General features: G+C 65.0%; 22 protein-coding genes and 1 pseudogene. 10 read left to right on the forward strand and 13 right to left on the reverse strand.

All coding sequences use genetic code 11. The annotated features are described in order from the left end of the window. Positions 1-88: 88 nt before the first annotated feature. Entirely contained in the window at positions 89-343 is a 255-nt protein-coding gene (locus ACQ4WP_RS19710; protein ID WP_436523561.1) for a hypothetical protein, read from the forward strand. A gap of 7 nt (positions 344-350) precedes the next feature. Here the strand turns inward: ACQ4WP_RS19710 and ACQ4WP_RS19715 are convergent, their stop codons facing one another. From ACQ4WP_RS19715 to ACQ4WP_RS19730, 4 genes are all read right to left on the reverse strand, one after another. Beyond that, the gene (locus ACQ4WP_RS19715) at positions 351-2,495 is read right to left on the reverse strand and encodes a TonB-dependent receptor plug domain-containing protein (protein ID WP_436523562.1); all 2,145 of its coding nucleotides are present in this window, start codon (positions 2,493-2,495) and stop codon (positions 351-353) included. 74 nt (positions 2,496-2,569) lie between these two features. Continuing rightward, the gene (locus tag ACQ4WP_RS19720; RefSeq protein WP_436523563.1) at positions 2,570-3,997 is read right to left on the reverse strand and encodes a M56 family metallopeptidase; all 1,428 of its coding nucleotides are present in this window, start codon (positions 3,995-3,997) and stop codon (positions 2,570-2,572) included. 3 nt (positions 3,998-4,000) lie between these two features. After that, positions 4,001-4,378: a BlaI/MecI/CopY family transcriptional regulator gene (locus ACQ4WP_RS19725; protein ID WP_436523565.1), complete on the reverse strand. Its 378-nt coding sequence runs from the start codon at positions 4,376-4,378 to the stop codon at positions 4,001-4,003. A gap of 100 nt (positions 4,379-4,478) precedes the next feature. Beyond that, positions 4,479-6,200: a methyl-accepting chemotaxis protein gene (locus ACQ4WP_RS19730; protein WP_436523567.1), complete on the reverse strand. Its 1,722-nt coding sequence runs from the start codon at positions 6,198-6,200 to the stop codon at positions 4,479-4,481. 290 nt (positions 6,201-6,490) lie between these two features. Between ACQ4WP_RS19730 and ACQ4WP_RS19735 the strand changes: the two genes are divergently transcribed. The 6 genes and pseudogenes from ACQ4WP_RS19735 (at position 6,491) to ACQ4WP_RS19760 (ending at position 11,184) form a co-directional block, all read left to right on the forward strand. Continuing rightward, complete coding sequence (locus tag ACQ4WP_RS19735; protein ID WP_426072434.1) at positions 6,491-7,861, forward strand: DEAD/DEAH box helicase; 1,371 nt, start codon at positions 6,491-6,493, stop codon at positions 7,859-7,861. A 244-nt stretch (positions 7,862-8,105) separates the two neighbouring features. Beyond that, positions 8,106-8,842, forward strand: a pseudogene (locus ACQ4WP_RS19740) (hydroxypyruvate isomerase family protein). 88 nt (positions 8,843-8,930) lie between these two features. Further along, positions 8,931-9,737: a hypothetical protein gene (locus ACQ4WP_RS19745; RefSeq protein WP_436523569.1), complete on the forward strand. Its 807-nt coding sequence runs from the start codon at positions 8,931-8,933 to the stop codon at positions 9,735-9,737. After that, positions 9,722-10,201, forward strand: a complete 480-nt coding sequence (locus tag ACQ4WP_RS19750) for a hypothetical protein (RefSeq protein WP_436523571.1) — start codon at positions 9,722-9,724, stop codon at positions 10,199-10,201. Before ACQ4WP_RS19745 ends, ACQ4WP_RS19750 begins: the two co-directional genes overlap by 16 nt. 83 nt (positions 10,202-10,284) lie before the next feature. Then, positions 10,285-10,704 carry a VOC family protein gene (locus ACQ4WP_RS19755; RefSeq protein ID WP_436523573.1) on the forward strand — a complete coding sequence of 140 codons (420 nt, stop codon included), beginning with the start codon at positions 10,285-10,287 and terminating at the stop codon, positions 10,702-10,704. Positions 10,705-10,812: 108 nt separating this feature from the next. Further along, positions 10,813-11,184, forward strand: coding sequence for a TraR/DksA family transcriptional regulator (locus ACQ4WP_RS19760; protein ID WP_436523575.1), 372 nt, complete (start codon positions 10,813-10,815; stop codon positions 11,182-11,184). 160 nt (positions 11,185-11,344) lie between these two features. Here ACQ4WP_RS19760 and phbB read toward each other — a convergent pair whose 3' ends face one another. Beyond that, positions 11,345-12,091, reverse strand: coding sequence for an acetoacetyl-CoA reductase (gene phbB / locus ACQ4WP_RS19765; RefSeq protein WP_436523577.1), 747 nt, complete (start codon positions 12,089-12,091; stop codon positions 11,345-11,347). Between the two features lie 168 nt (positions 12,092-12,259). Between phbB and ACQ4WP_RS19770 the strand changes: the two genes are divergently transcribed. After that, positions 12,260-13,126, forward strand: a complete 867-nt coding sequence (locus tag ACQ4WP_RS19770) for a universal stress protein (protein WP_436523579.1) — start codon at positions 12,260-12,262, stop codon at positions 13,124-13,126. A 20-nt stretch (positions 13,127-13,146) separates the two neighbouring features. Here ACQ4WP_RS19770 and ACQ4WP_RS19775 read toward each other — a convergent pair whose 3' ends face one another. The 7 genes from ACQ4WP_RS19775 to ACQ4WP_RS19805 form a co-directional block, all read right to left on the reverse strand. Continuing rightward, positions 13,147-13,506: a hypothetical protein gene (locus ACQ4WP_RS19775; protein ID WP_436523581.1), complete on the reverse strand. Its 360-nt coding sequence runs from the start codon at positions 13,504-13,506 to the stop codon at positions 13,147-13,149. Between the two features lie 195 nt (positions 13,507-13,701). After that, a complete protein-coding gene (locus ACQ4WP_RS19780; RefSeq protein WP_436523583.1) occupies positions 13,702-14,268 on the reverse strand; it encodes a hypothetical protein in 567 nt (188 codons plus the stop codon). A gap of 102 nt (positions 14,269-14,370) precedes the next feature. Beyond that, positions 14,371-15,114 carry an amino acid ABC transporter ATP-binding protein gene (locus tag ACQ4WP_RS19785; RefSeq protein WP_436523585.1) on the reverse strand — a complete coding sequence of 248 codons (744 nt, stop codon included), beginning with the start codon at positions 15,112-15,114 and terminating at the stop codon, positions 14,371-14,373. Beyond that, positions 15,111-15,803 (reverse strand): amino acid ABC transporter permease, encoded by a 693-nt coding sequence (locus tag ACQ4WP_RS19790; RefSeq protein ID WP_436523587.1) that lies wholly within the window; start codon positions 15,801-15,803, stop codon positions 15,111-15,113. The genes ACQ4WP_RS19785 and ACQ4WP_RS19790 overlap by 4 nt, the downstream gene beginning before the upstream one ends. Continuing rightward, positions 15,803-16,480 (reverse strand): amino acid ABC transporter permease, encoded by a 678-nt coding sequence (locus ACQ4WP_RS19795; protein ID WP_436523589.1) that lies wholly within the window; start codon positions 16,478-16,480, stop codon positions 15,803-15,805. Before ACQ4WP_RS19795 ends, ACQ4WP_RS19790 begins: the two co-directional genes overlap by 1 nt. A 22-nt stretch (positions 16,481-16,502) precedes the next feature. Next, a complete protein-coding gene (locus ACQ4WP_RS19800) occupies positions 16,503-17,333 on the reverse strand; it encodes a transporter substrate-binding domain-containing protein (RefSeq protein WP_436523591.1) in 831 nt (276 codons plus the stop codon). Positions 17,334-17,429: 96 nt separating this feature from the next. Continuing rightward, a complete protein-coding gene (locus ACQ4WP_RS19805; RefSeq protein WP_436523593.1) occupies positions 17,430-19,532 on the reverse strand; it encodes a serine hydrolase domain-containing protein in 2,103 nt (700 codons plus the stop codon). A 153-nt stretch (positions 19,533-19,685) separates the two neighbouring features. Here ACQ4WP_RS19805 and ACQ4WP_RS19810 point away from each other — a divergent pair, with 153 nt between their 5' ends. Continuing rightward, entirely contained in the window at positions 19,686-21,335 is a 1,650-nt protein-coding gene (locus tag ACQ4WP_RS19810; RefSeq protein WP_436523595.1) for a histidine kinase, read from the forward strand. Continuing rightward, positions 21,332-22,021 (forward strand): LytR/AlgR family response regulator transcription factor, encoded by a 690-nt coding sequence (locus ACQ4WP_RS19815; protein WP_436523597.1) that lies wholly within the window; start codon positions 21,332-21,334, stop codon positions 22,019-22,021. Before ACQ4WP_RS19810 ends, ACQ4WP_RS19815 begins: the two co-directional genes overlap by 4 nt. A gap of 9 nt (positions 22,022-22,030) precedes the next feature. Here ACQ4WP_RS19815 and ACQ4WP_RS19820 read toward each other — a convergent pair whose 3' ends face one another. Continuing rightward, complete coding sequence (locus ACQ4WP_RS19820; protein WP_436523599.1) at positions 22,031-22,903, reverse strand: M90 family metallopeptidase; 873 nt, start codon at positions 22,901-22,903, stop codon at positions 22,031-22,033. Positions 22,904-22,998 lie beyond the last annotated feature (95 nt).

Raw genomic sequence — 22,998 nt, forward strand, 5'->3', positions numbered from 1 at the left:
ACAAAAACGGAAAGAATGCCAAGCTATATACGATTTTTTCTATGATTCAAATTACGCGCATCGGCGCGATACAACACCAGGAGAAAACATGGGATTTGAATTCAGGATTGCGGCCAGCCTGACGCAGGAGCAGCGCCAGCACCTCGCGCAGCTACTGGCGGCACGGCCGCAGGCGCCGCGCGCGCCCGGCGCCACCATGCCCGAGACAGATATCCGGCTGACGGACGCCGGTCTGTATATCTGCCAGTACCTGCGCCCGGATCCCTGGCACGGACTGGAGTCGCTGCGCGCCTGCCTCGATGCCCAGGGCGTGCGCTACACCATCGAGGAGATCGACGACTAAATGGAACCTACAGAGAGCCTTCGAGCATGACGCGCAGCGTGCAGTAGCTGCCCGTATCGACCGTGCGCAGCAGGCTGCCGGCGCCATCCGCATACAGGCTGCGCGTGCGCTCAAGCTGCCGCAGCAGATTGGCGCCCGACAGGCGCAGGCGCAGCTGGTCGCTGAACTTCCACAACGCGTACAGATCCAGTTCGCGCCGGGCGCCCTGCCAGGCCAGCAGCTGCTTCGATGCGCGCGACAGTCCACCGCCCTGGTAATGCAGATTGCCGCCCAGGGTCAACGGCTTGCTGACCAGGCGGTAATCCGCGCCCAGGTTGGCGCTCCACGGCAACTGCTCATCGAGGCGATTGTCCGGACCGGCGACGGCATCCACCGTCGACCAGTTGCGCGCCACGTTCGCCCGCAGGTCCAGCGCGGGGGCGCCCGCCAACAGCGCCGTCAACGGCAGCTTCGCTTCCAGTTCGATGCCGCGCACCTGCGCCCTGCCATGGTTGACGGGCGTGGCCACCCAGCGCCCGTTGTCCTGGTACAGACGGTCCAGCATCACGTCGTCGATGCGCCGCAGCGAGGTGCTGGCGCCCAGCATGGCGCCCTCTGCCCCACCTCCCAGGTAGTACTCATAGGCCGCGTCGAGCCCCCACGCCAGTTCCGGGCGCAGCGCCGGGTTGCCCTGGTTGTCGGGATTCGCAGGGCTATTGCCGTTGTCGTTGAGGTAGGGGCGCGGGATCAGCTGGAAAATCTGCGGTGCCTTGTAGGTGCGCGTGACGGCCAGGCGCACTTGATCCTTGCCGGCGAGCTTCCACAGGCTTTGCAGCACGGGGCTCCACACTTGCGCGCGCACGTCGACGGGGCCAGCGCCGCCGGTGGCGCTGGCCGTGCGCCAGGTTTCCCAGCGCAGCCCCAGATACAGCGACCAGCGCGCGGAGATTTCCCACTCATCCTGCGCGAACAGGGCCAGGCGCCGCACCATGGTCGCATAGTCTTCGTCCGGCAGCACAGGCGGCCCGCCCGGCGACAACTGGCGCTCGCGGCGAAACTCCGCGCGCCTCCGGTGACCCGCATCCCAGCCCGCCGCCAGTGCGTGGCCCTCGCCCAGCGTCCGGCGATAGGTGCCGCTGGTCTGCACGCCCACCTCGTCCACGCCCGCATCGACCCGGCGCACATTTGCCGGCCCAGGCGCGGCGCCGACACCCTGGAACAGATAATCGCTGCCGCGGTGGTTGACATCGAGGCCCAGTTTCATATCGAGGCTGGCCCCCTGTCCGAGCTTGCGCAGCCAGTGCAGATCGCTGCGCACGGTGCCGCTGTCCTGCCTGAAGGTGGCGTCATTGTCCGGATAGTCGGTATGGCCTCCCAGGTAAGACGTTTCCACCACCTGGCGGCGGCTGGCCAGGCGGCGCAAGTTGACCAGGCTTTGCCAGGCCAGGCTGTCCTCGCCCGCCAGCGCCCATTGCAGGCGGGGCGCCAGCTCGAAGGTATCGCTCGTCACGCGCTCCGTCAGCGGCATATGGCGCACCACCGTGGGTCTGCCATCCGCATCGTATGCACGGTTCCATTCATCGAGCAAGCCCCGGCGCCCCGTGTGAGCGAGCGTGCCGGCCAGCGCGTAAGACAGGCGCCCGTCCTTGTCCGCCCACTGCACGGTGGCGCTGCCGGCGGGCATGCCATGGCTGGCGGACGCCCCAAGCTTGAAGGTGCGCTCGCGCCGCTTGCCCGATTTTTTCAGCACGATGTTGATGGAACCGGCGATCGCCTGGGCGGAAAATTGCGCCGTGGCGGCGCGCATGATTTCCACGCGCTCGACCAGTTCCGGGTCCAGAGAGTCGAGCGAAAAACCAGGTGGCACGGGCACGCCGTCGAGCATGACTAGGGTATAACCCTGGCCCAGCCCGCGCAGCTGGATTTGCCCGCCCTGCCCCGTGCCGGCTGGCGCGCCGATGCTGATGCCGGGCAGGCGCTTCAAGGCATCGGCCAGGACGCGGTCGCCCTGGCGTATCAATTCCTCGTGACCGACGACGATGGCGGCGACGGTGTCGTTGCGGCGCTGATCCACTTTGCCGGCATTGACCGTCACGGAAGGGAGGACGTCTTCGGCACGGACGTGCGCCGTCAACGGCAGCGCAAGGCTGCACAATAGAATACTCAATCGCATGGGAAATCCTGAAAGGTCTGTGGTGGTGTCGGCTTGTTCGCTCGTGCGCTCATCCGACCTGCGGCCAGGTAAAACTAGCGGCCGAACTGCTCCTTGCGCAGGCGCAGGGAGCGCGCGGTGGCGTTGGCATCGAGATCGGCCAGCCACTGTTGCGGATCCTGCAAGCGCCCGTCCCGGGTGACCTGGAAATGCAAATGCGGCCCCGTCGCCAGACCTGTGGCGCCCACCGTGCCGATGGTCTGCCCTGCCGTGACGGCCATGCCGGTAGTGAGCGTGACCCGATCGAGATGAGCATACAGCGACTCGATGCCAGCGCCATGGTCGATGCGGACGGCCTTGCCAAGGCGCGCATCTACACTGACGCTGGCGATGCCGTCGGCTGCCGCACGCACGGGCGTGCCGCGCCTGGCGCCCAGATCGATACCGCTATGGCCTTGTGGCGTCATCTGGCGCACCACGCCAAAGAAGCCGGTCACACGCATGCTGTCCAGGGGATTGCGCCAGACAGCTGGCGCCGTCGCCGGCGCGGCGAGCGTAGCTGCGGGCGTGGCTGCCACGGCCCACGCCAGTGCCGGTTGCAGCGCCAGACTGGCCGCGCCGATCGCACACAGCAGCAGCGCCATCAGCGCCCGCAAGGCCCGAGGTGGGCGTCGCTGCCCGTCACGCATGCGCAGCAGGCGCTCGGCCATGCGGCCACCGCCAAAGGCCAACCCCGGTAGCGGCTGCACCTGCAGCCCCAGTTGCTTGACCAGGGCCGCCGCATATTGCTGGCGCTGGCGCGGAGCGCGGCCGGCCAGGACCTGGCGGTCGCAACCAAGCTCTTGCGCCCAAGCCAGCTGGCCGGCCAGCCAGCGCGCGGCCGGATTGAACCACAGCAGCGCCTGCAGCATGCTGGCCAGCAGCAGGAGCAAGGGGTCGCGCCGGCGTGCATGGGTCAGCTCATGGGCGATCACCAACTGCCGCTGTTCCGGCGTAAATTGCGCCAGGTGCGCCGGCAACAGCAAACGCGGCCGCCACACGCCCACCAGCATCGGCGAGATCGGCGCATCCACTTCCAGCACATCCATGCCATGCAGCCGGCGGCGCCGCGCCAGCTGCAGCAAGGTGCGCAACATGGCGTGGCCACGCTGCCAGCGCCAGGCCGCGCAAGCGACGCCCAGCAAATAGATCAGGCCCCAGGCGGAGGGCACCAGGGCCAGCCACGAAGCAGCGGATGGCAGCCAGGCAGCTGGCGCAGCCATGGCCTTCGGCACGTCGGGCGCTGCATTGGCCAGGAAGACGGGCACGCTCACCTCGGGCACCACGCTCAGCTGGCGCGTGTCAGGCAGCAGCGGGAGCACAAACACGGCGGCCAGCACCAGCTGGGCGCCGAGCCACACGCTGCGCTGCGCCGCCAGCGCGGGCCAGCGCCGCTGCGCCAGGCTCAGCATTGCCCACAGCAGTGGGCCGGTCACGAGACAGGCGGCGCTAGCCTGCAACAGCGTGAGAGAAAACAGCAGCATTGCTTATTCCTTTCCCTCGAGCGGCCAGTCCTGCAGCAACTGTTCCAGCGCCGCCAGTTCCTGCTGGTCCACCAGTTTGCTGCCCGTAAACATACTGACCGGCAAGGGACTGTCGATTTCCATCACGCGCCGGCCAAAGTCGTGGGCAAACGCGGCCAGGGTGGCCACCTTGTCCACGTTCGCCTCATACACGAGCACGCCATGCACGCTGCGCTGCAGCAGCATGCCCTTGTCCAGCATGCGCTCGATCGTCTTGCGCGTGGACGAAAACGACCATCCCAGCTCGTCTTCCACCCTGGCGTGCAATTCACGCGCGGACAGCGGGTGGTCTTTCCACAAGGCTTTCAATAACGACAGTTCGGTGACAGAGGGCGTGCTCATGGAGATTCCTTTTAGTGACTGTTGACACAATTATGCGACAACAGTCACACGCACGCAAGCGCTATTTGCGACATCTGTCGCATGCGCTAAAACGTCCGTCTTAAAACTCTTCCCACTCATCCTCCCCCGAGCGCTGTTTGCCGGCCGGAACTTGCGGCGCATGGCGCACCACCGGCTTGCCACTCAAACGGGCAGGAGCGTGCGCCACCTTGAGCGGCACCGGACGGCGCGCGGCGGGCCGGAACGCGAGCGGCGGCGCGGCATCCACCTGCGCGGTCCTGAACACGCTCACCGCGTCAGCCAGCCGGGCAGCCTGCTCCTGCATGGCTTCCGCCGCTGCGGCAGCCTCTTCCACCAGCGCAGCGTTTTGCTGGGTCACCTGGTCCATTTCGCTGATCGCCTGGTTGACTTGCTCGATGCCGGCCCGTTGCTCGTCGCTGGCGGACGAGATCTCCCCGACTATGCTGCTGACCTTGTGCACGCTATCGACGATCTCGCGCATGGTGTGGCCCGCCTCGTCGACCAGGCGCGCGCCACTCTCCACCTGGGCCACCGAATCATTGATCAAGCCCTTGATTTCCCTGGCGGCGCCGGCCGAGCGTTGTGCCAGGTTGCGCACCTCGGTGGCGACGACGGCAAAGCCGCGGCCCTGCTCGCCCGCCCGGGCCGCCTCCACGGCTGCGTTCAGTGCCAGGATATTCGTCTGGAAGGCGATGCCGTCGATCACGCCGATGATGTCGACGATCTTGCGCGACGAGTCATTGATCGAACCCATGGTGTCCACCACTTGCGCCACCACGCTGCCCCCCTTGCCGGCCACGGCAGAGGCCGACGCCGCCAGGCCGTTGGCCTCGCTGGCATTCTGTGCATTGCGCTGTACCGTGCTGGTCAGTTCCTCCATCGACGACGCCGTCTCTTCCAGCGAACTGGCCTGCTGTTCCGTGCGCGCCGACAGGTCGATATTGCCCGAGGCAATCTGGCGCGAGGCCGTGGCGATGGCTTGCGTGCCGCCGCGCACTTCGGTGACGATGCGCAGCAGGCTGGCCGTCATGTCTTTCAATGCCTGCATCAGCTCGCCCGTCTCATCCTTCGAACGCACGTCCACCTGCACCGTCAAGTCGCCCTGCGCCACCTGCCTGGCCACGTCGATCGCCGCGCGCAGCGGGCCGGAAATGTTGTGGGCGAGCCACCAGGCGATCAGGGCGGCCAGGATCAGCGCCGCCGCGCCGCCGCCCAGTAAAGTCCAGTGCGTGCGCGCCTGCAAGGCCGCCGCCGCTTCCGAGCGGCGGGCCAGCAGCACCGTTTCCGCCTGGCCGATTTCGCCCAGCAGTGCCCGCATGGCATCCATGCCCTGCTTGCCCCTGCCCTCCTTCTCCAGCGCCAGCACGGGCTCGATGGCCGCCGTGCCCTGCGCCACGGCGCGCCGCATGGCGATCACGGGATCGAGCGCGCCGGCCAGCCAGGCTTGCTTGGCAGCATCGAGCTTCGCCAGGCGCTCTTGCTGGGCCGGGTTATCGCTGGTCATGTCGCGCGCCTTGGCCAGGTGCGTGCCAAACGCGGCCTGCCCCGCCTTGTACGGTTCCAGCGACGCCTCCGCGCCCGTGATCACGTAGCCGCGCTGGCCCGTTTCCAGGTTGATCAGGCTTTCCAGGATCGCGCTGTTTTCAGCGAGCACCTGGTAAGTGTGGGTATTGATGGCATTGGCGTCGGCCAGCCGCGAAACATTCAGCGTGGCGACACTGACCAGGGCGGCCAGCAACAGGACAATGGTGCCGAAACCGCCATACAGGCGGGTGGCGATGCGAAGATCGGCGATACGCATGATATTCCTCCGGGAATGAACACCCCGGCACCACGGTGAGTCCCGCGCATGGAGTGCTACAGGGAATAATAGTGAATAACGACGATAAGGAGCGCGCCCTTGCCATGCATTTCCTTTACTTGCAGCATTGCATACTCGAAACAAACTCAGCGCTTTTTTGCCATGCTGTTATACTTCGCGTGTGCGGCACATATGACCAGTCCCCTTGCCGCTGTCTTTCGACCCCTAATCTGATTGCCTGCGACTGGCGCCCCCCGATGGCGACAGGCCGATCTCACAATAAAGTTACCATGTCCTTTTCCTCCCTCGGATTGTCCGACGCTATCGTACGTGCCGTTACCGAACACGGCTACACCGTGCCGACCCCGATCCAGACGCAGGCGATTCCCGCCGTGCTGGCTGGCGGCGACTTGCTGGCCGGCGCACAAACCGGTACCGGCAAGACGGCCGGTTTCACCCTGCCCTTGCTGCACCGCCTGTCGACCGACGCGAATGGCGCGGCCATCACCAGCAACACTTCCACGCGCCCGATCCGCGCCCTGATCCTGGCACCGACGCGCGAACTCGCCGCGCAGGTCGAGGAAAGCGTGCGCACTTATGGCAAGTACACCAAGCTGAACTCCACCGTGATCTTCGGCGGCGTCGGCATCAACCCGCAAATCAAACAGCTGAAACATGGCGTCGACGTGCTTGTCGCCACACCGGGCCGTTTGCTGGACCACATGGGCCAGGGCACGGTTGACCTGTCGAAAGTGGAAATCCTGATCCTGGACGAAGCCGACCGCATGCTCGACATGGGTTTCATCCGCGACATCAAGAAAGTGCTGGCCGTGTTGCCACCGAAACGCCAGAACCTGCTGTTCTCGGCCACGTTCTCGGAAGAGATCAAGGCCCTGGCCGACGGCTTGCTGAACAAGCCGGCCATGATCGAAGTGGCGCGCCGCAATTCGACCGTGGAAGTGATCCAGCAAAAAATCCATCCGGTCGACCGCGACAAGAAACACCCGATGCTGTCCTACCTGATCAAGTCGAACAACTGGACGCAAGTACTGGTGTTTACACGCACCAAGCATGGCGCCAATAAACTGGTCGAGCAGCTGGGCGCGGACGGCATCGGCGCCCTGGCCATCCACGGCAACAAGAGCCAGTCGGCACGCACGCGCGCGCTGTCCGAGTTCAAGGATGGCACCCTGCAAGTGCTGGTCGCCACCGACATCGCCGCGCGCGGTATCGATATCGACCAGTTGCCGCACGTCGTCAACTACGACTTGCCGAACATTCCGGAAGACTATGTGCACCGTATCGGCCGCACGGGCCGTGCCGGCGCCAAGGGCGAAGCCGTATCGCTGGTCTGCGTGGATGAGCATGAAATGTTGAAAGACATCGAAAAGCTGATCAAGCAAACCCTGCCGCGCGAAGTCATCGAAGGCTTCGAGCCAGACCTGAACGCCCGCGCCCAGCCTGTGCAATTGCGCAGCGGCACCGGCGGCCACCGCAACAACAGCCGCGCGCCAGCTGGCGCCGTGGTGCGCGTGAAAACCGGCGGTAGCGGCGCCAAGCCACGCAGCGCCGGCCCAGCGGGCGGCGGTGGCGGCGGCAACCGTTCGGGCAATGCGCCGCGTTCGGCAGCAAACCATCGTTCCGGTGGCCGCGGCCGTTAAAACGCGGCCTTAAAGCTACTGCGCGGGGCGCTATTGCGTTTGCGTTGCTCGCCGTACTCCTGTACGGCTGCGCTACTCGACGCAATATCACTCCCGCTCGCTACGCTTTCAGGCGGCGTTTGTCTTTATCAAAAAGACGACAAAAACCGTTCCAGAACTTGCTTCTGGAACGGTTTTTTTATGCACGCCACCATTTGCCGATTTGGGCCAGGATAGCGTCCATCGTCCTCAGCTGCGTGCTGTCATGCCGAACTTCGCTGCCAACCTCAGCCTGATGTTTACCGAACTGCCTTTCCTGGACCGCTTTGCCGCCGCCAGGGAAGCGGGCTTCGATGCTGTCGAATTCCTGTTTCCCTATGCCGTCGAGGCGCGACAAATCGCCATGCGGCTGGAACGCCACCATCTGCAACTGGCCGTGTTCAACTTCCCGCCCGGCGACTGGGAACACGGCAAGCGGGGCATCGCCTGCGATCCGCGCCGGAGCGAAGAATTCCGCAGCAACGTGCAACTGGCGCTCAACTACGCGCTGGCGCTCGGGCGAAACAGCTGCACTGCATGGCCGGCATCGTGCCGCCCGGCATGAGCCTGGAGCGGGCGCGGCAAAGCCTAATCGGCAACCTGCAATGTGCGGCCGACGCCTGCCGTCCGCATGGTATCAATGTGCTGATCGAGCCGATCAACCGCTACGACATGCCCGCTTACTTTCTGAACCATAGCCGGCAGGCGGCCGACATCATCGCCGACTGCCAGCGCAGCAATATCTTCCTGCAGTACGACATTTATCACATGCAACGCATGGAGGGCGAACTGAGCAACACCATCCGCGCCCTGCTGCCGCTGATCCGCCACATATTCAGACTGCTGGACCAGGTCGGCTACGCAGGCTGGGTCGGCTGCGAATACCGTCCCGCCAGCGACACCGTGGCCGGACTGGGCTGGCGCGAGCAATTGACGGGCACAGCGGGCACAATCGGCGCCTGATCGCAGCGCGCTTGCGCCCGCACAAGGCGGGCGGCGCAGGCCGGCACCACAATACCTTTCCATACAGCATTTCCTGTCGAGAGGTGACGTGTCCGCCCTGCCCACCCGCCATCGCCGCGCCCTTTGCCTGAACCTGTGCCTGACGATGGTGCTGTGCGGCTGCGCCACCGCGCGCACCGAGCTGGCGCAAGTACGCGCCCTGGCCGCCGGCACCGATGCTGTGAACGCATTCAGCGAGCTGTCGCAGCGCCACGTGGACAGCTACCAACGCGCCCGTCCCTATCTGTTGCCCGCCGAAGATGCGCGCGAACGCCTGCTCGATGCGCAGCGCCACGCCGCGCAAGCGGATGTCGCGCGTCTGGCGCAGGCCGTGCGCCTGTACCTGCAGGCGCTGGGCCGGCTGGCGGATACCGAGGCGTATGACGTGCAGCCTGAACTGGCCGGCGCCGGCGCTGCCATCCGCGCCTGGCCGGGCAGCGGCATCGACGACCGCCATGTCAGCGCCTACACCCTGTTGCTGCAGCAACTCTCGCGCCTGGGCGGTGCGGCCAGCCAGCAGGCGCACCTGGCCCAGGTGCTGCACGACGGCGATGCGCCGCTGCAAGCCCTGCTGGCCGCGCTCGACAGCTTGCTGGTGCTGTACGACAAGAGCGGCGATAACGAGCGCGACATGGTGCTCGGCTTGCTCGACGTGGAAATCGCGTATGCCGACACGCCGCAGCAGCGCCTGCTGGCCGTGCTGGCGAAAAACATGCAACAAAGCAAAACCGAGGAATACCGCCTGCTTGGCCTGCGCCATACATTGGCGCGCCGGCAACTGGCGGCACTGGCGCGCGAACACGCCCACCTCGCTGCCACCCTCACCACCACGGAGGCAAGATGGACGGATCAGTAGGCAGGAGCAGCAGCAGCAGCAGCGAACGCCGCGAAGCGGCTCTCAGCAGCCCCATGCGCGTCGAGCAACTGGCTGACAGCCTGTCGCAGGCGGCCGTCACCCTGCACGGCGCCGTCATGCGCGCCATCCGCAAGCGCGCCAGCCAGGGAGCAAACGGCATCAGCCACAGCCAGGCGCAAGCCGTCTTCGCCCTGGAAGTGGCCTTGCGCCAGCAAGCCAACCAGCTGTATGCCGATGCCGCCGGGCACACGGTGGCCGGCCTGGAAACGGCGCAGCGCCAGCTCAGCGGCCTGCTCGACACGGTGCGCCTGCGCATCGCCCGCAACGACGACGTGCGGTACTGGATCAGCCTGGCAACGAGCTTGTTGCACCTGGGCAGCGCCGTCCTGGCCGGCAATCCCGAGCGCATCCTCAATACCTTGGGCAAGGTGCGTGAGCGGCTGCAAGAGATGGCGCCGGACTGATTGAAATTGGCCAGCGAGCGCCTATACTGGGACGTCAACGCATGGCAATCGTGCCTGCGGAGCGATGGCCAGAGGAGATCAACATGCGTATCGAACCGTATTTGCAATTCGATGGAAACTGCGCGCAAGCGCTGGAATACTACCGCCAGCACCTGCACGGCACAGACCTGTGCCTGATGCCGTTTCGCGGCACGCCAGGCCAGGACCAGGTCAAGGAAGACTGGTACGACAAGATCATGCACGGCTCCGTACAGCTGGGACCCACCATGCTGATGGGCTCGGACGGCGGCTGCACCGAGGATGGCGCCAAGGGCATGAGTGGCTGCTCGGTCTGCCTAACCCTCGATACGCCGGAGGAAGCGGAACGGGTCTTCACCGCACTGGCGCGTGACGGCAACATCCAGATGCCGCTGGAGGAAACGTTCTGGGCCAAGCGCTTCGGCATGCTGAAAGACCAGTTCGGCGTGGCCTGGATGGTCAACTGCCTGAAAGAACCAGCATAGAACAGCCCATGCCTGCCTGCGCCGCATCAAACGCGGCGCGGGCAGTAGCGCAAGCAGAGCGGCCAATCCTGGACTACCATATAGGAGAGACTCCTATCGGGGACAGCCATGAATGGATTGCCGCAAGACCAGTTGCAACGCCTGCAGGGCGTGCTGGAGCAACGCAAGCTGGCGTTGCTGGAACAGATCGGGAACGAAGCGGCCGAAGCGGATGCGCGCGCCTCGCTGCTCAATGAAATCGAAGCCTCGCCTGCCGACAACGCCAGCGTGCGCACCTTGAACGCTCTCGTCAGCGAAGCGGCCGAGCACAACCTGGCGCAGCTGGCCATCATCAAGCACGCGCTGGCCAAGTTTGCCGATGGCAGCTATGGCCTGTGCGACAACTGCGGCGAAGCCATCGGCCTGTCGCGCCTGAATGCGCGCCCCGAAGCGCGCCTGTGCATCGATTGCCAGACGCGGCTGGAAAAAAACCAGCGCTGACCTGGTGCTGCGGCAAGGCAAGGGGGACAAGGCATCGCTGCCCCCTGCCTTCCATCCAGCGCTGCCATGCTGCTGTTCGTCTACCCGCCAGCCTCGGTGTGCCGGCTGGGTGGACGGGTCTCCTCTACTGCCATTGCCCTACTGCAAGCTCTACGCTTGCTTAACTCATGTGCTGCCCGCCATTGATGGCGATATTCGCGCCCGTGACGAATGCCGCTTCGTCGGACGCCAGGTAGGCCACCAGGGCAGCCACCTCATCCGGCTCGCCCAGGCGGCCCAGGGGAATCTGCGGCAGGATCTTCGTTTCCAGGATATCGGCCGGCACGGCTGTCACCATCTGCGTGCGCAGGTAGCCGGGCGAGACGGTGTTGACGGTGATGCCGTGGCGCGCCACTTCCAGCGCCAGCGCCTTGCTGAAGCCATGCACGCCCGCCTTGGCGGCCGCGTAATTGCACTGGCCAAACGCGCCCTTCTGGCCATTCACGGACGAGATGTTGATGATGCGGCCCCAGCGGTTGTCCAGCATCGGTTCGAGCACCTGCTTGCTCATGTTGAACAAGCTGTCGAGATTGGTGCGCATGACCTCGGCCCAGTGCGGCAATTCCATCTTGCGCATGCTCTGGTCGCGCGTGATGCCGGCGTTGTTGACCAGCACGTCGATGCGGCCGAATTGCGCCAGCACGCGTGCCACGGCTTGGCTGCAGGCGTCGAAATCGCCCACGTCGATGGCCAGCGGATGAAAATAATACTGCTGTGCCTGCTGCTCGTCGAGCCAGTTTTTCACGCGCGCATTGCCCGGTGTGTGCGCCGCCACGACGGCAAAGCCCGCCGCATGCAGGCGCCGGCACAAGGCCGTGCCCAGGCCACCCATGCCGCCCGTGACCAGCGCTACCTTTTGTTCCTTCATTGCTGTCTCTCCCCGCTTGTTATGGTTGTTCTGCGTGGGATCAAGTGTAGGAGCAGTTTTTATCGCCAGCTTTGCGCCAGATCAAGTGCTCAGCCTGATGCAGTCGTGCGCGGCCGACGCCCCGGTCTGTGCCAGAATAGCCGCTACTGCACAGCGAGAGGACAGGCCATGACGTACAAGACCGTATTGCTGCACATCGACGACAGCGCAGGGCGCGCCGCGCGCATCGAAGCGGCGGCCAGCATCGCCCAGGCTTGCGGCGGCCACCTGACGGGCGTGGCCCTGACGGGCGTGTCGCGCCTGCTGTACCAGAACCAGCCCGACCTCGATGCCGACCCAAACCTGAGTCTGCACCTCAATTTCCTGAGAGAACGGGCGACGCGCGCCCTCGACGGTTTCGAGGCGCAGGTGCGCGCGGCCGGCGTCGCCTCGTTCGAACAGCGCGTGCTCGACGACGAGGCGGCGGGCGGCATCAGCCTGCTGGCCCGCTATGCGGACCTGGTGGTGATCAGCCAATACAATGCCAACGATAAATCGCCGTCCGTGATGCGCGACTTTCCCGCCTACGTGCTGCTGCATTCGGGCCGCCCCGTGTTGATCGTGCCGTATGCGCCACCGCTGCCCCTGCTGGCGCCGCCGGCGGCCGCGCGCAATGTGCTCATCTCCTGGAATGCCAGCAAGGAAGCGAGCCGCGCCGTGACCGCCGCCCTGCCTCTGCTGCAGCGCGCCGGGCAAGTCCACGTGGCCATCTTCGATGCCCAGGTGCATGCCACCGAGCACGGCGAACAGCCGGGCGCCGAACTGACGCACTACTTGGCGCGCCACGGCGTGGAAGCGCGGCTGCATTTGCTCGATGGCGGTGGCGTACGGCGCGGCGATATCGGCGAAGCGCTGCTATCGAAGGCGGCGGACCTGTCGGCGGACTTTCTGGTGATGGGAGCGTATGGTCATTCGCGCCTGCGCGAAACCATCCTGGGCGGCGTCACGCGCACGATTTTGCAAAGCATGACGATCCCCGTGCTGATGGCGCACTAGAGCCTGTTGAAAGCGGCGGGCTAAGCGCCCTGCCAGGGCTGGCTGCGGATCTTCGCCACCTGGCGCTGCGCCAGCCACTGCCACAGTTGCAGCGCGTCGCCCTGCGGCAGGGCCGACATATGACGCGGACGGGCCAGGGCGATTTCGCAATCGCGGTCCGACCATTCCTCGAAAGTGACTTCGCCTCCGCTAGTGACCTCGACCTGATACATCAAGCCATCGTCGTAGCCAAAGCGCAACAGGACAGCGGCCGGGCTGCCGTCCGGCGTGATGGCACCGCCGCGGTAGACTTCGGCCAGCGCATCAGCCAGCTGTGCCGGCGAGGGCGCGCAAATGTCGCGCCCGTCGGCCCGTGTCAGAATGAACCATGCCTGTGTCATGACGCGCCCTCCTATTCATACTCGTTAGCATGCGAGGCAAGCACTACAGGCAGTCACCTGGGTCCAGTGTCACTTCGGGCGCACGGAAACTATCCCTGTCGGCATTGTTTACCAATAATTACGAATACTGACAAGTATCATACCTAAATTCCGTGCGGCGCGGCATTTATGCATGTTGCACGGCGGTGCGCCGATTCACGCCACCAGCACGGGAATGCTGAGCGGATCGAAGTCGTGCCAGTCGCCATTCGCAATCGTGCCTTCCGCTTCCTCGATATGCTCGGCGCCCAGCCGGTGCAGCGCCTCGAGCGCCCGTTCGCGCTCGTCGAGGCCGCCCAGCGCGACGGCGATCAGCATGCCAGGATGACGGGGCTGGCGGCGGTTTTCGCCGTTGTTTTCACCATGCTTTTCGGCTTCGCCCGCCTCCTTCATTTTATTGAAACTGTAGAGCGAGCCCACGTGGGCGCCCACCAGCGCCCCCACTACCGGACCCAGCGGCCCTGTCGCCAGCGTGGCGGCGCCGCCGATGCCGGCGCCCACCACCGCGCCCACGGCCACGCCTTCCACCACGCCTTCCGGCGTCTCTTTGGCGCCGGGCGACATGTCGCGGTCGCCACCGAGCGCATGCAGATCATGCTGGCCCGGCTGGTTGACAAAGAAGGCGCTGATGCGGCTGTCGGGAAAGCCCGCCTGGTTCAGGGCGGCGCGCGCGGCGTCGATCTGTTTCTGCAACTGAAAATGACCTGCGATGATGCGTGACATGATACGGCCCTCCTGGTCGGCTGCGGGCGCACCATGCGCCACCAGGATAGCGTGCGCCGGACAGCGCCAGCATACCGTTCGCTTACGCACATAGCCGCTCACTCATGCGGATATGCCGAACGGGCTGCGTATATCGGACAGAAATTGTTGTGTGCGCGCATGTTGCGGCCGCGCAAAGAAATCCTCGGGCGTGGCCCGCTCCAGCACTTGCCCGTGGTCCATGAACCAGACGCGGTCCGCCACTTCGCGCGCGAAACCCATTTCGTGCGTGACGCACACCATCGTCATGCCGCCCTGCGCCAGGTCGCGCATCACTTGCAGCACTTCGCCCACCATTTCCGGGTCCAGGGCGCTGGTGGGTTCATCAAACAGCATCAGCGGTGGCTGCATGGCCAGCGCGCGGGCAATGGCCACGCGCTGCTGCTGGCCACCCGACAAAGCCGCCGGCATGGCGCGCGCCTTGTGCGCCAGCCCCACCCGTTCCAGCAAGGCCAGCACCCGCTCTTCCGCTACGCGCCGGGTGAGGCCGCGCAAGCGCTGCGGCGCCAGCGCGCAATTGTCCAGCACGGACAAATGGGGAAACAGGTTGAATTGCTGGAACACAAAACCGATGTGCGAGCGGAAGGCATTCACGTCCAGTCCCGGCGCGTAAATGTCCTGGCCCGCCACCGTGATGCGGCCTGAAGCGATAGGCTCCAGGCGGTTGATGGTGCGGATCAGGGTCGACTTACCGGAACCGGACGGGCCGCACACGACCAGTACTTCGCCCTTGGCGACGTGTTCATTGATGCCGCTCAAGGCGTGATAGTCGCCATAGTATTTGTTGACGTTGTCAAAGGTAATCATGCAGCCGCTTTCAAGAGTCGCGCCTGGCGCCGCTCGAGCCAGAAGGCGGCGCGCGACAGGCTGAAACACAAAACAAAATACGTCATGCCCAGCAGGAAATACACTTGCACGGGCTTGGTCAGCACCAGGCCATTGACTTGCGAGGCGATGAATGACACTTCGGCCAGGCCGATGATGGTGCCGAGCGAGGTTTCCTTGATGGTCGAGACAAACTGGTTCACCAGCGAGGGCAGCACATGGCGCAGCGCCTGCGGCAGCACCACCGTGCGCATGCTGTCCAGGTAGTTCAAGCCCAGCGAACGGGCCGCCTCCACTTGTCCCTTGGGCACGGCTTGCACGCCGGCGCGCACGATCTCGGCCAAATAAATGCCGTCGAAGATGACGAGGGCGGCCAGCATGGTGCCGAACTGCCCGCTTTCGTGGCCGGTGATGCTGGGCAGGAAGAAATACGCCCAGAAGATCACCAGCAGCAAGGGGATGCCCCGCACCACGTGGATCAGCGCGGCGACGGGCCAGCGCAGCAGGCGCCAGGGACTCAGGCGTGCCAGTCCCAGCAGCAAGCCGAACGGCAGGCTGAGCACCAACGCCAGGCTGGCCAGCAGCACCGTCAGCGCCAGGCCGCCCAACGGCCCCTCGGGATAGCGTCCCACGAGGAAATACAAGCAGTAATCGTGCAGCAGTTCCAGCATCAGGACACCTTCCTTTGCAGCAAGGCCGCCAGGCTGGCGATCAGCAGCGAGACGGCCAGGTAGGCCACGCTGGCGAAGACAAACGCCTCCACGCTGCGGAACGAGGCCGCTTCCACGCGCTGCGTCTGGTACATCAGCTCGGCCACGCCGATGACGGTGGCGATGCTGGTGTTTTGCCACAGGTTCAGGGTTTGCGACAGCAGCGGCGGCGCGGCCAGGCGCAGCGCCTGCGGCACGATGCACAGGCGCATGCTGGCGAGAAAACTGAAGCCCAGCGCCCGTCCCGCCTCGAGTTGCTGGACAGGAATGGCGCGGATGCCGCTGCGGATGTCTTCCGCCATGTAGGCGGCCGTGTATAAAGTCAGGGCGGTGATGGCGCTGACGGCCTCGATATTGCCGGCATACAAGCGTTCCTTCCACGCGTCGGGCAATAATTCGGGTGCGCCGAAATACCAGAACAGGAAATGGGCCAGCAAGGGCACGTTGCGGATAAACTCGACATACGCGGCGCCCAGCCCGTTGAGCAGGCGCGACGGGGCGAGTCGCAGCATGGCCACGCCGCACGCCAGCGGCAAGGCCAGCAGCAAGGTGATGCCCATCAGTTGCAAGGACAGCAGCAAGCCGGAGACCAGCCAGTCGCGGTAGTCGCCGGACAGCAGAAAGTTCAGATCAAACATGCGGGACAGTCAGCGGCAAGGTTCAGGCGCCGATCTTGTCCGATTCAATTTTAAATGTGCGTTTTTCAAATTTCACATTGCTCGTCGGGCCATACCATTTGAAGAACAGTTTTTCTGCCTCGCCCGACTTTTCCAGCCCGCGCAGCACCTTGTCGACGGCCGTCTTCACGCCCGTCTCGCCCTTGCGGATGCCGAAGGCGAAGACTTCCTGACTGATGTTTTGCGGCAGCACAAGGTAGTCTTTTTGCGCGGCGCCCAGCTTGGCGTAGTTATTGAGCAGCGAGACTTCATCATCGACATAGCCGACGCCCTTGCCTTGCTGCAAGCCCAGATAGGCCTGACCCGCCGTCTCGAACGTCACCACATCCACGCCGGACACGGCCTTGCGGATATTCGGTTCCTGCGTGCCGCCCTTGACGGTCAGCACTTTCTTGCCGGCCAGGCCTGCTACCGTCGTGATATTGCTGCTTTTCTTGACCAGCACGCGCTGGCCCGTATAAAACGTGGACAGGGAAAAATCGATCAGCGCTTCGCGTTCCTTGTTGTGCGTCAAGGATGCCGTCAGGATGTCGATGCGCCCCTGCTGCAATTCAGGAATGCGGGCGGCAACGGCCAGCTGCTTGATCACCGGTTTGACGCCCAGGCCCTGGGCGATGGCGCGGCACAGGTCCACTTCATAGCCGACCAGCTGGCGCGACTTGGCGTCGATGAAACTGTTCGGCTCGTCCGTGCCCAGGGTGCCGCAGACCAGCTCGCCCTTCGCCTTGATGGCGGCCAACTGGTCCGCTTGCGCCACCTGGGTGAAGGCGATGGAGGTGAAAAGAAGCGCGGCGAAGTGAAGACGGGTCTGCATGGAATTCCTCTGGTGGCGTAATGAATGCCGCCATTAGACCGCAGCGCCCTTATTTCCAAAAAGGAATCTTTTCACCCTTGCATATGAAGAATTCATCTAAGGCGCCAGCGCCTTCGTCTCGCCACCCAGGCGAATGATTGCGGCCCTCGCCCCCACGGCGCCCGGATAGCGGGGATCGAGCTGCAGCGCCTGGCGATACGCTTCCACCGCCTGCGGGCGCATGCCTTGCTCCACATAAAACTCGGCCAGGCTGTCCTGCAGATTCGCGTCGCGCGGATGCAGGCTGACGGCCGCCTGCAGCACGGCCATGCCTTGCGCCACGGCGCCGCTGCCTTTCAGGCGGTAGGCTTCCTGGTTCAGCGCCGCCGGACTGGCCGCGCCCAACGGATCGCGGGCCAGCGCCAGACGCAGGGCGGCCAGGGCCGCTTCCCCCTTGCCGGCGCGCAGCAAGGTCAAGCCTTGCAGCGCATGCGCGCGGTCGCTGAGCGGATACAGCGCCACGGCCAGGCGGCTGGCCGCCAGCGCCGCTTCCACCTCGCCGCGCCCGGCCGACGCTTGCGCCAGCTCCAGCAGTTCCGGCACGAAATCGGGATAGGCGCGCTGGCCGCGGAAGGCTGTGCGCAGCTGGCTATCGAGTGCAGGAATGGACGCGGAGGCGGCCGGCCAGGCGATGGCGGCGGTGCGGTCCCAGCTGGCCGCCAGGGCCACGATGGCTTGCTCGAAGGCGGGCTCGAAGCGGGGCAAGGTGCCGTCCACCGCACCTTGCGCCAACAAAACATAGTCGCGCGCAAACGCCAGCGCGCCGCCACGCGAATAGATGTCCAGGTCGATACCCGACTGGCGCAGCGCCTCGGCCATGCTGGCGCCAGCCGCCAGGAAGACTCTTTCGCCTGCGGGATGGCGCGCCGCGTCGATGAAGGCGCGCGCCGCGCCGGCGTCCGGCGCCAGGGCCTGGCGGTTGATTTGCAGGAATGCCTCGCGCGTGGTGGCGGCATCGGCATACGGTTCATTCGTGCGCTCGGCGTACGCCCTGCCCTCCTCGAACAGGCCTTGCGCCACCTGATAAGCGCGCTGCGCGCCGGCATCGGCGATATACGTTTTCAGCAGCCACGGCTCGCCCGTGACCACCTCGAACAGGCGCTGCACGAAAGCCTCGGGATTGACGCGCTCGAGATTGGCGGCGACGGCAATGGTGAGCTTGCGCGAGGGAAAGCTGTACAGATAGGTGACCGTTTCCGGCTGCTGGCCACTATGGGCAATGGCGTAGCGCCCACCCGTGGGGAAGATTTCCCAGCCCATGCCATAGTTCGTCAAGCGGCCCGCGCGCGTGGCCATCGGCTGCACCATGGCAGCCACGCTGGCCGCCGACAGTATCTTGCCTGCGTGGACGCCCCTGCCGAACGCCAGCATGTCGGGCACGCTGGCGCGCGTGCCGCCGGCGGAAAAGCGGCTGCTGATATCGACGAATTCCGAGTTTTTCAACGCCTGGCCGTCCAGCCGGTAGCCGCGCACGCGATGGGCAATCACGGCGTCGGGGTCATCCATCACGGTGGCGTCCATGCCCAGCGGTCCCCACACATGGCGCCGCATGTAGCCGCCATAGCTTTCGCCCGAGGCGCCCTCGATGACGGCGCCCAGCAAATTGTAGCCATAGCTGGTGTAGCGAAAGCGCGTGCCCGGTTCGGCGATCAGGTCGAACTGTTCGAAGACGGCGATGGACTGGCGCGTATCCTTGTGCTCCTTGAAATGCTGTTCCACCTGGCTGTTACGGTAGGCATCGATGCCGCCCAGGTGGCCCAGCAACTGGCGCACCGTGATGGGAAACGCCTTCACGGGGAAGTACGGCACATAAGTTTGCACGGGCGCATCCAGGTCGATCTTGCCCTGCTCGACCAGTTGCAGGACAGCCACCGCCGTCATGGGCTTGGTGACGGACGCCAGCCGGTAACTGGACTGGGCCGTGGCCATCACGCGGTTTTCCAGGTCCGCATAGCCATAGCCTTTTACCCATTCCACGTCGCCCTGGCTGAAACCGACGGTCACGCCAGGGATGCGCTGCGCACCCATGCGCTGGGCCGCCCAGCCGTCGAAGTCGGCCAGTCGCGCTGCCAGTGCGGAAGCAGGTTCGGAGGCGGCTTGCGCCACGCCGCAGAACAGCGCCAGCGCGCCGGCGAAAACGTAGTATTTGCTGCTTTGCATAGTCAGTCATTCCCTGGTGATGCCGCGTCCACCACGCGGCGCTGATGCATGATAAGCATGATGACGGCTCCATAGGCGGGCGGCGCACGAAATGCACTTGCCCCGCACGAACGGCACCGAAGTTGATGAAAATGTTGCAAAAGAGCAGCTACAATGCCCGCCATGCCCACCTTCTTCCACTACCTGCTGCTGTGCTGCCTGGCCTTGCCCACCTTCGCCATGGGCATGGATAAGCTATCGCTGGACGAAGGCTGGCGTTCCTGCGGCGCAAGTCACGCGGCGCCCGCCGCCTCGCTGCACCAGTTGCTTCAGCCGGGCCAGCTGCTGTGCCTCGAACGCGAGTTGCCCCTGGCCGCCACGCCATCGTCGACGCAGCTGCTGGTGCTGTCGGCGCTGGCCGCCAGCGAGATCTGGCTGGACGATATATTAATCGGCAGCAATGGCCAACCGGCCCGCCAAGCCAGCAGGGAGCGCCCGGGCGACATCGATTTCGCCATCCACCTGACGCCACAGCAGTTGGCCGTGGGCAAGCACCACCTGCGCCTGCTGCTGTCGACGCAACAAGTATCGGCGCACCTGGCGGCGCCATTTTATGCGCTATATCTGGTCGACCGGCAAGACTACCGCGCGGCGCTGGCCTGGTACAGGCTGCCGCCACTGCTGCTGGCCGGCGCACTGGGCGCCGTCGCCCTGCTCTTTCTCTCCTTGACGGTGCTGTATCAGCGGCAGCGGCACTGGGCCATGTTTGCCGCGCTGTGCCTGGTGGCGGCGCTGCTGCTGGTGGTGGAAATCTGGCGCAGCTTGACCGGCTACGCCTACCCCTTGCACCTGCCGCGCCTGTATGCAGTCAGCGCCCTGACCTGGCTGTTTTCCGCCCTGCTGCCCCTGTATTTTTATGCGGCTTACCGCCTGCCGCGCTGGCCGCTGGCAGCTGTCGTGCTGCTGGCGTGCATCGCGCTGGCCGGCGCACTGCACGCGCATTTCGACGCGCGCTGCTGGCTGATGTTTTTGACGGGCCTGGCAGCGAGCCTGGCGCTCAACCTGGTCGCCCTGTGGCGCCACCTGCCGGGCAGCCGTGGCGGCGCGCTGATCGCGCTGGCCTCGTGCGCGCTATTCCTGCTGACGGGCAGCCAGTTTGCCGAAGGCGGCTTCGCCCTCGTCGTGTGCTTTTTGCTGCTGCCCCTGTGCGCGCAACTGCTGGCGCAGCTGCTGCGTGTACGCAGCAAGGCGGCGCGTGCCCAGCAGCTGGAAAACCAGCTCTTGCGCAAAAGCATGCAACCGCATTTCCTGATGAATTCCCTCAGCCTGATCAGCGAACTCAATGCGCAATCGCCGCAGGCGGCCGAAACGTTCATCGAGGCGCTGGGCGCCGAGTTGCGCATGCTCAACGAGTTTGCCCAGCAGCCCAGCATTGCCCTGACGCAGGAACTGGCCCTGTGCCACAATTATCTGAGCATCATGGGCACGCGGCTGCAGCAGCCGTGCCGCCTGCAGCTCGATGGCGAGGCGGCGGGCATCAGCGTGCCGCCCGCCCTGTTGCTGACAGCGCTGGAAAATGCGTTCAGCCACAACCGCTACCGTCACGGCGCGGCCTTTATCCTGCGCATCGTAAAACATGCGCAAACGCACGTGCTCACCCTGATCCTGCCCCAGGGCGTAGCGCGCCCGCATGCGGGTAGCGGCGTGGGCGCACAGTACATCCGTGCCAGCCTGCACGCCGTGTTTGGCGAGAGCGCCCGCTATGACATTGAGCAACAGCAACAAGGCTGGCTTGTCACCTTCACCTTGCCGGCGGCGCCATGAATGTGTTGATACTGGAAGACGAACCGCTGATCGCGCAAGGCCTGGCGCGCGAGGTGCGCGCGCATTTCGGCGCGCGCCTGGCGGCGCTGGCGCTGCATGACAATGTGGAACAGGCGCTGGTCGCGCTGCGGCAGCATGACTATGACTTGCTGCTGCTGGACTTGCACCTGCACGGCGCGGACGGCTACGACTTGCTGCGCCAGGCCGGCAGCGCCCCGTTCCAGACCATCATCGTCTCGGCGCACGCGGAACGCTCGATCACCGCCTTCGAGTTTGGCGTGCTCGACTTCGTTGCCAAGCCCTTCAGCCGCGAACGCCTGCACAAGGCGCTGCAACGCTATACGGGGCGGCATACGGAAACGGCCTCGCTGGCCGTCAAGAAACGGGGGGCGCTGGAATGGATCGCCATGGCCGAGATTGACCACGTGCAAGCCGATGGCCACTACAGCAACATCGTGCTGCGCAGCGGCGAACAGTGCTTTCATGACTTGGCTATCGACAAGCTCATGGCCCTGCTGCCGCCCCACTTCCTGCGCGTGCACCGCTCCTACATCGTCAACAGCCTGGGTTTCAAGCGGCTGCAGATCACGGCGGGCGGCAAATACGCGCTCGATACGCAGACCAGCACGGGCATACCCGTCTCGCGCAGCAGCTATCCCGCGCTGAAACAACGATTGCTGGGCTGAAGTCCCCGCTTACCAGTGCTGGGCAAAGTTGGGGAATGGCGAGGTCATGTGTTCGGGCTCCACGGGCGGCGCCATCCAGTCGCGCGGGTCGACCTTGTAGTACTGCAGGAATTGCGCATACAGCTCTGCATGGTGCTCGGCCATCTGGTACGGCTTTTCAAAGAAGGTTTCCGTGGCCACGGCAAAGAATTCGGCGGGATTCGTGGCGCCATAATGGTCCATCACGCTTTGCTGCTGAACCATGGCGTCGTGGCGCAGGTTGTCGAAGTCGCGCGACAGCACCGTGGCCCAGCTGCGGTAGCTCGACACGCTGGGCAGGTACGGCGCGCCATTCGCGGCGCCCGATTCGCTGTCGAGCTGGTGGGCGAATTCATGCAGCACCACATTATGGCCATCGGTCCAGTCGGCCGCCCCGCGCTGCACGTGATCCCAGGCCAGCACCACGCGGCCATCGCCCCAGGACTCACCCAGCAAGCCGTTGGCCGATGGCGTCACCACGCCGCCCGGCCCCACTTCATCGCGCGTGACGATGAATTCGTTCGGATACACGAGGATGGTGTCGAGCTCGGGATACACCTGCGTCTGGCGATTCAGCAGCAGCAGACAGGCCTGGCCGGCGATGGTGTAGCGCATCTCGTCCGTGATCTCCAGGCCGCCACAGCCGACAAATTTCTTCTGGTACAGGAATTGCACGACGAGATGGCGCAATTGTTCCTGCAACGGGGCTGGCATGCGCACATACACGGGAATATTCTTTTCCAGCACGGCCAGGCCTTCGGGCGGCAAGGGTTTGGCCAGTGCACGCTTCAAACGCCAGCGGGGGAACCACAGCGAAAAAACGATGGCGGCCGTGACGAAGGCGATCCACAGCAGCGGGTTCATGCGGCTGCCCGCTTCAGGACAACGATGGCAATATGGCTAAGGGAGACGGCGTAGGCAGACAAGGACAAGCTCCTTCGAATGAACCCGCATCGGGA

The organism is Janthinobacterium lyxosi (assembly GCF_051380665.1).
Classification (GTDB): Bacteria; Pseudomonadota; Gammaproteobacteria; order Burkholderiales; family Burkholderiaceae_D; genus Janthinobacterium.

Excerpts from the sequence above, each read along its gene's own strand:
- ACQ4WP_RS19725 (WP_436523565.1), bottom strand. The coding sequence starts at position 4,378 with ATGAGCACGCCCTCTGTCACCGAACTGTCGTTATTGAAAGCCTTGTGG.
- ACQ4WP_RS19810 (WP_436523595.1), top strand. The coding sequence starts at position 19,686 with ATGCCCGCCATGCCCACCTTCTTCCACTACCTGCTGCTGTGCTGCCTG.
- ACQ4WP_RS19775 (WP_436523581.1), bottom strand. The coding sequence starts at position 13,506 with ATGACACAGGCATGGTTCATTCTGACACGGGCCGACGGGCGCGACATT.
- ACQ4WP_RS19715 (WP_436523562.1), bottom strand. The coding sequence starts at position 2,495 with ATGCGATTGAGTATTCTATTGTGCAGCCTTGCGCTGCCGTTGACGGCG.
- ACQ4WP_RS19795 (WP_436523589.1), bottom strand. The coding sequence starts at position 16,480 with ATGTTTGATCTGAACTTTCTGCTGTCCGGCGACTACCGCGACTGGCTG.
- ACQ4WP_RS19735 (WP_426072434.1), top strand. The coding sequence starts at position 6,491 with ATGTCCTTTTCCTCCCTCGGATTGTCCGACGCTATCGTACGTGCCGTT.
- ACQ4WP_RS19770 (WP_436523579.1), top strand. The coding sequence starts at position 12,260 with ATGACGTACAAGACCGTATTGCTGCACATCGACGACAGCGCAGGGCGC.
- ACQ4WP_RS19815 (WP_436523597.1), top strand. The coding sequence starts at position 21,332 with ATGAATGTGTTGATACTGGAAGACGAACCGCTGATCGCGCAAGGCCTG.
- ACQ4WP_RS19805 (WP_436523593.1), bottom strand. The coding sequence starts at position 19,532 with ATGCAAAGCAGCAAATACTACGTTTTCGCCGGCGCGCTGGCGCTGTTC.
- ACQ4WP_RS19800 (WP_436523591.1), bottom strand. The coding sequence starts at position 17,333 with ATGCAGACCCGTCTTCACTTCGCCGCGCTTCTTTTCACCTCCATCGCC.
- ACQ4WP_RS19760 (WP_436523575.1), top strand. The coding sequence starts at position 10,813 with ATGAATGGATTGCCGCAAGACCAGTTGCAACGCCTGCAGGGCGTGCTG.
- ACQ4WP_RS19780 (WP_436523583.1), bottom strand. The coding sequence starts at position 14,268 with ATGTCACGCATCATCGCAGGTCATTTTCAGTTGCAGAAACAGATCGAC.
- ACQ4WP_RS19720 (WP_436523563.1), bottom strand. The coding sequence starts at position 3,997 with ATGCTGCTGTTTTCTCTCACGCTGTTGCAGGCTAGCGCCGCCTGTCTC.
- ACQ4WP_RS19755 (WP_436523573.1), top strand. The coding sequence starts at position 10,285 with ATGCGTATCGAACCGTATTTGCAATTCGATGGAAACTGCGCGCAAGCG.
- ACQ4WP_RS19820 (WP_436523599.1), bottom strand. The coding sequence starts at position 22,903 with ATGAACCCGCTGCTGTGGATCGCCTTCGTCACGGCCGCCATCGTTTTT.
- ACQ4WP_RS19750 (WP_436523571.1), top strand. The coding sequence starts at position 9,722 with ATGGACGGATCAGTAGGCAGGAGCAGCAGCAGCAGCAGCGAACGCCGC.
- phbB (WP_436523577.1), bottom strand. The coding sequence starts at position 12,091 with ATGAAGGAACAAAAGGTAGCGCTGGTCACGGGCGGCATGGGTGGCCTG.
- ACQ4WP_RS19730 (WP_436523567.1), bottom strand. The coding sequence starts at position 6,200 with ATGCGTATCGCCGATCTTCGCATCGCCACCCGCCTGTATGGCGGTTTC.
- ACQ4WP_RS19790 (WP_436523587.1), bottom strand. The coding sequence starts at position 15,803 with ATGCTGGAACTGCTGCACGATTACTGCTTGTATTTCCTCGTGGGACGC.
- ACQ4WP_RS19785 (WP_436523585.1), bottom strand. The coding sequence starts at position 15,114 with ATGATTACCTTTGACAACGTCAACAAATACTATGGCGACTATCACGCC.
- ACQ4WP_RS19710 (WP_436523561.1), top strand. The coding sequence starts at position 89 with ATGGGATTTGAATTCAGGATTGCGGCCAGCCTGACGCAGGAGCAGCGC.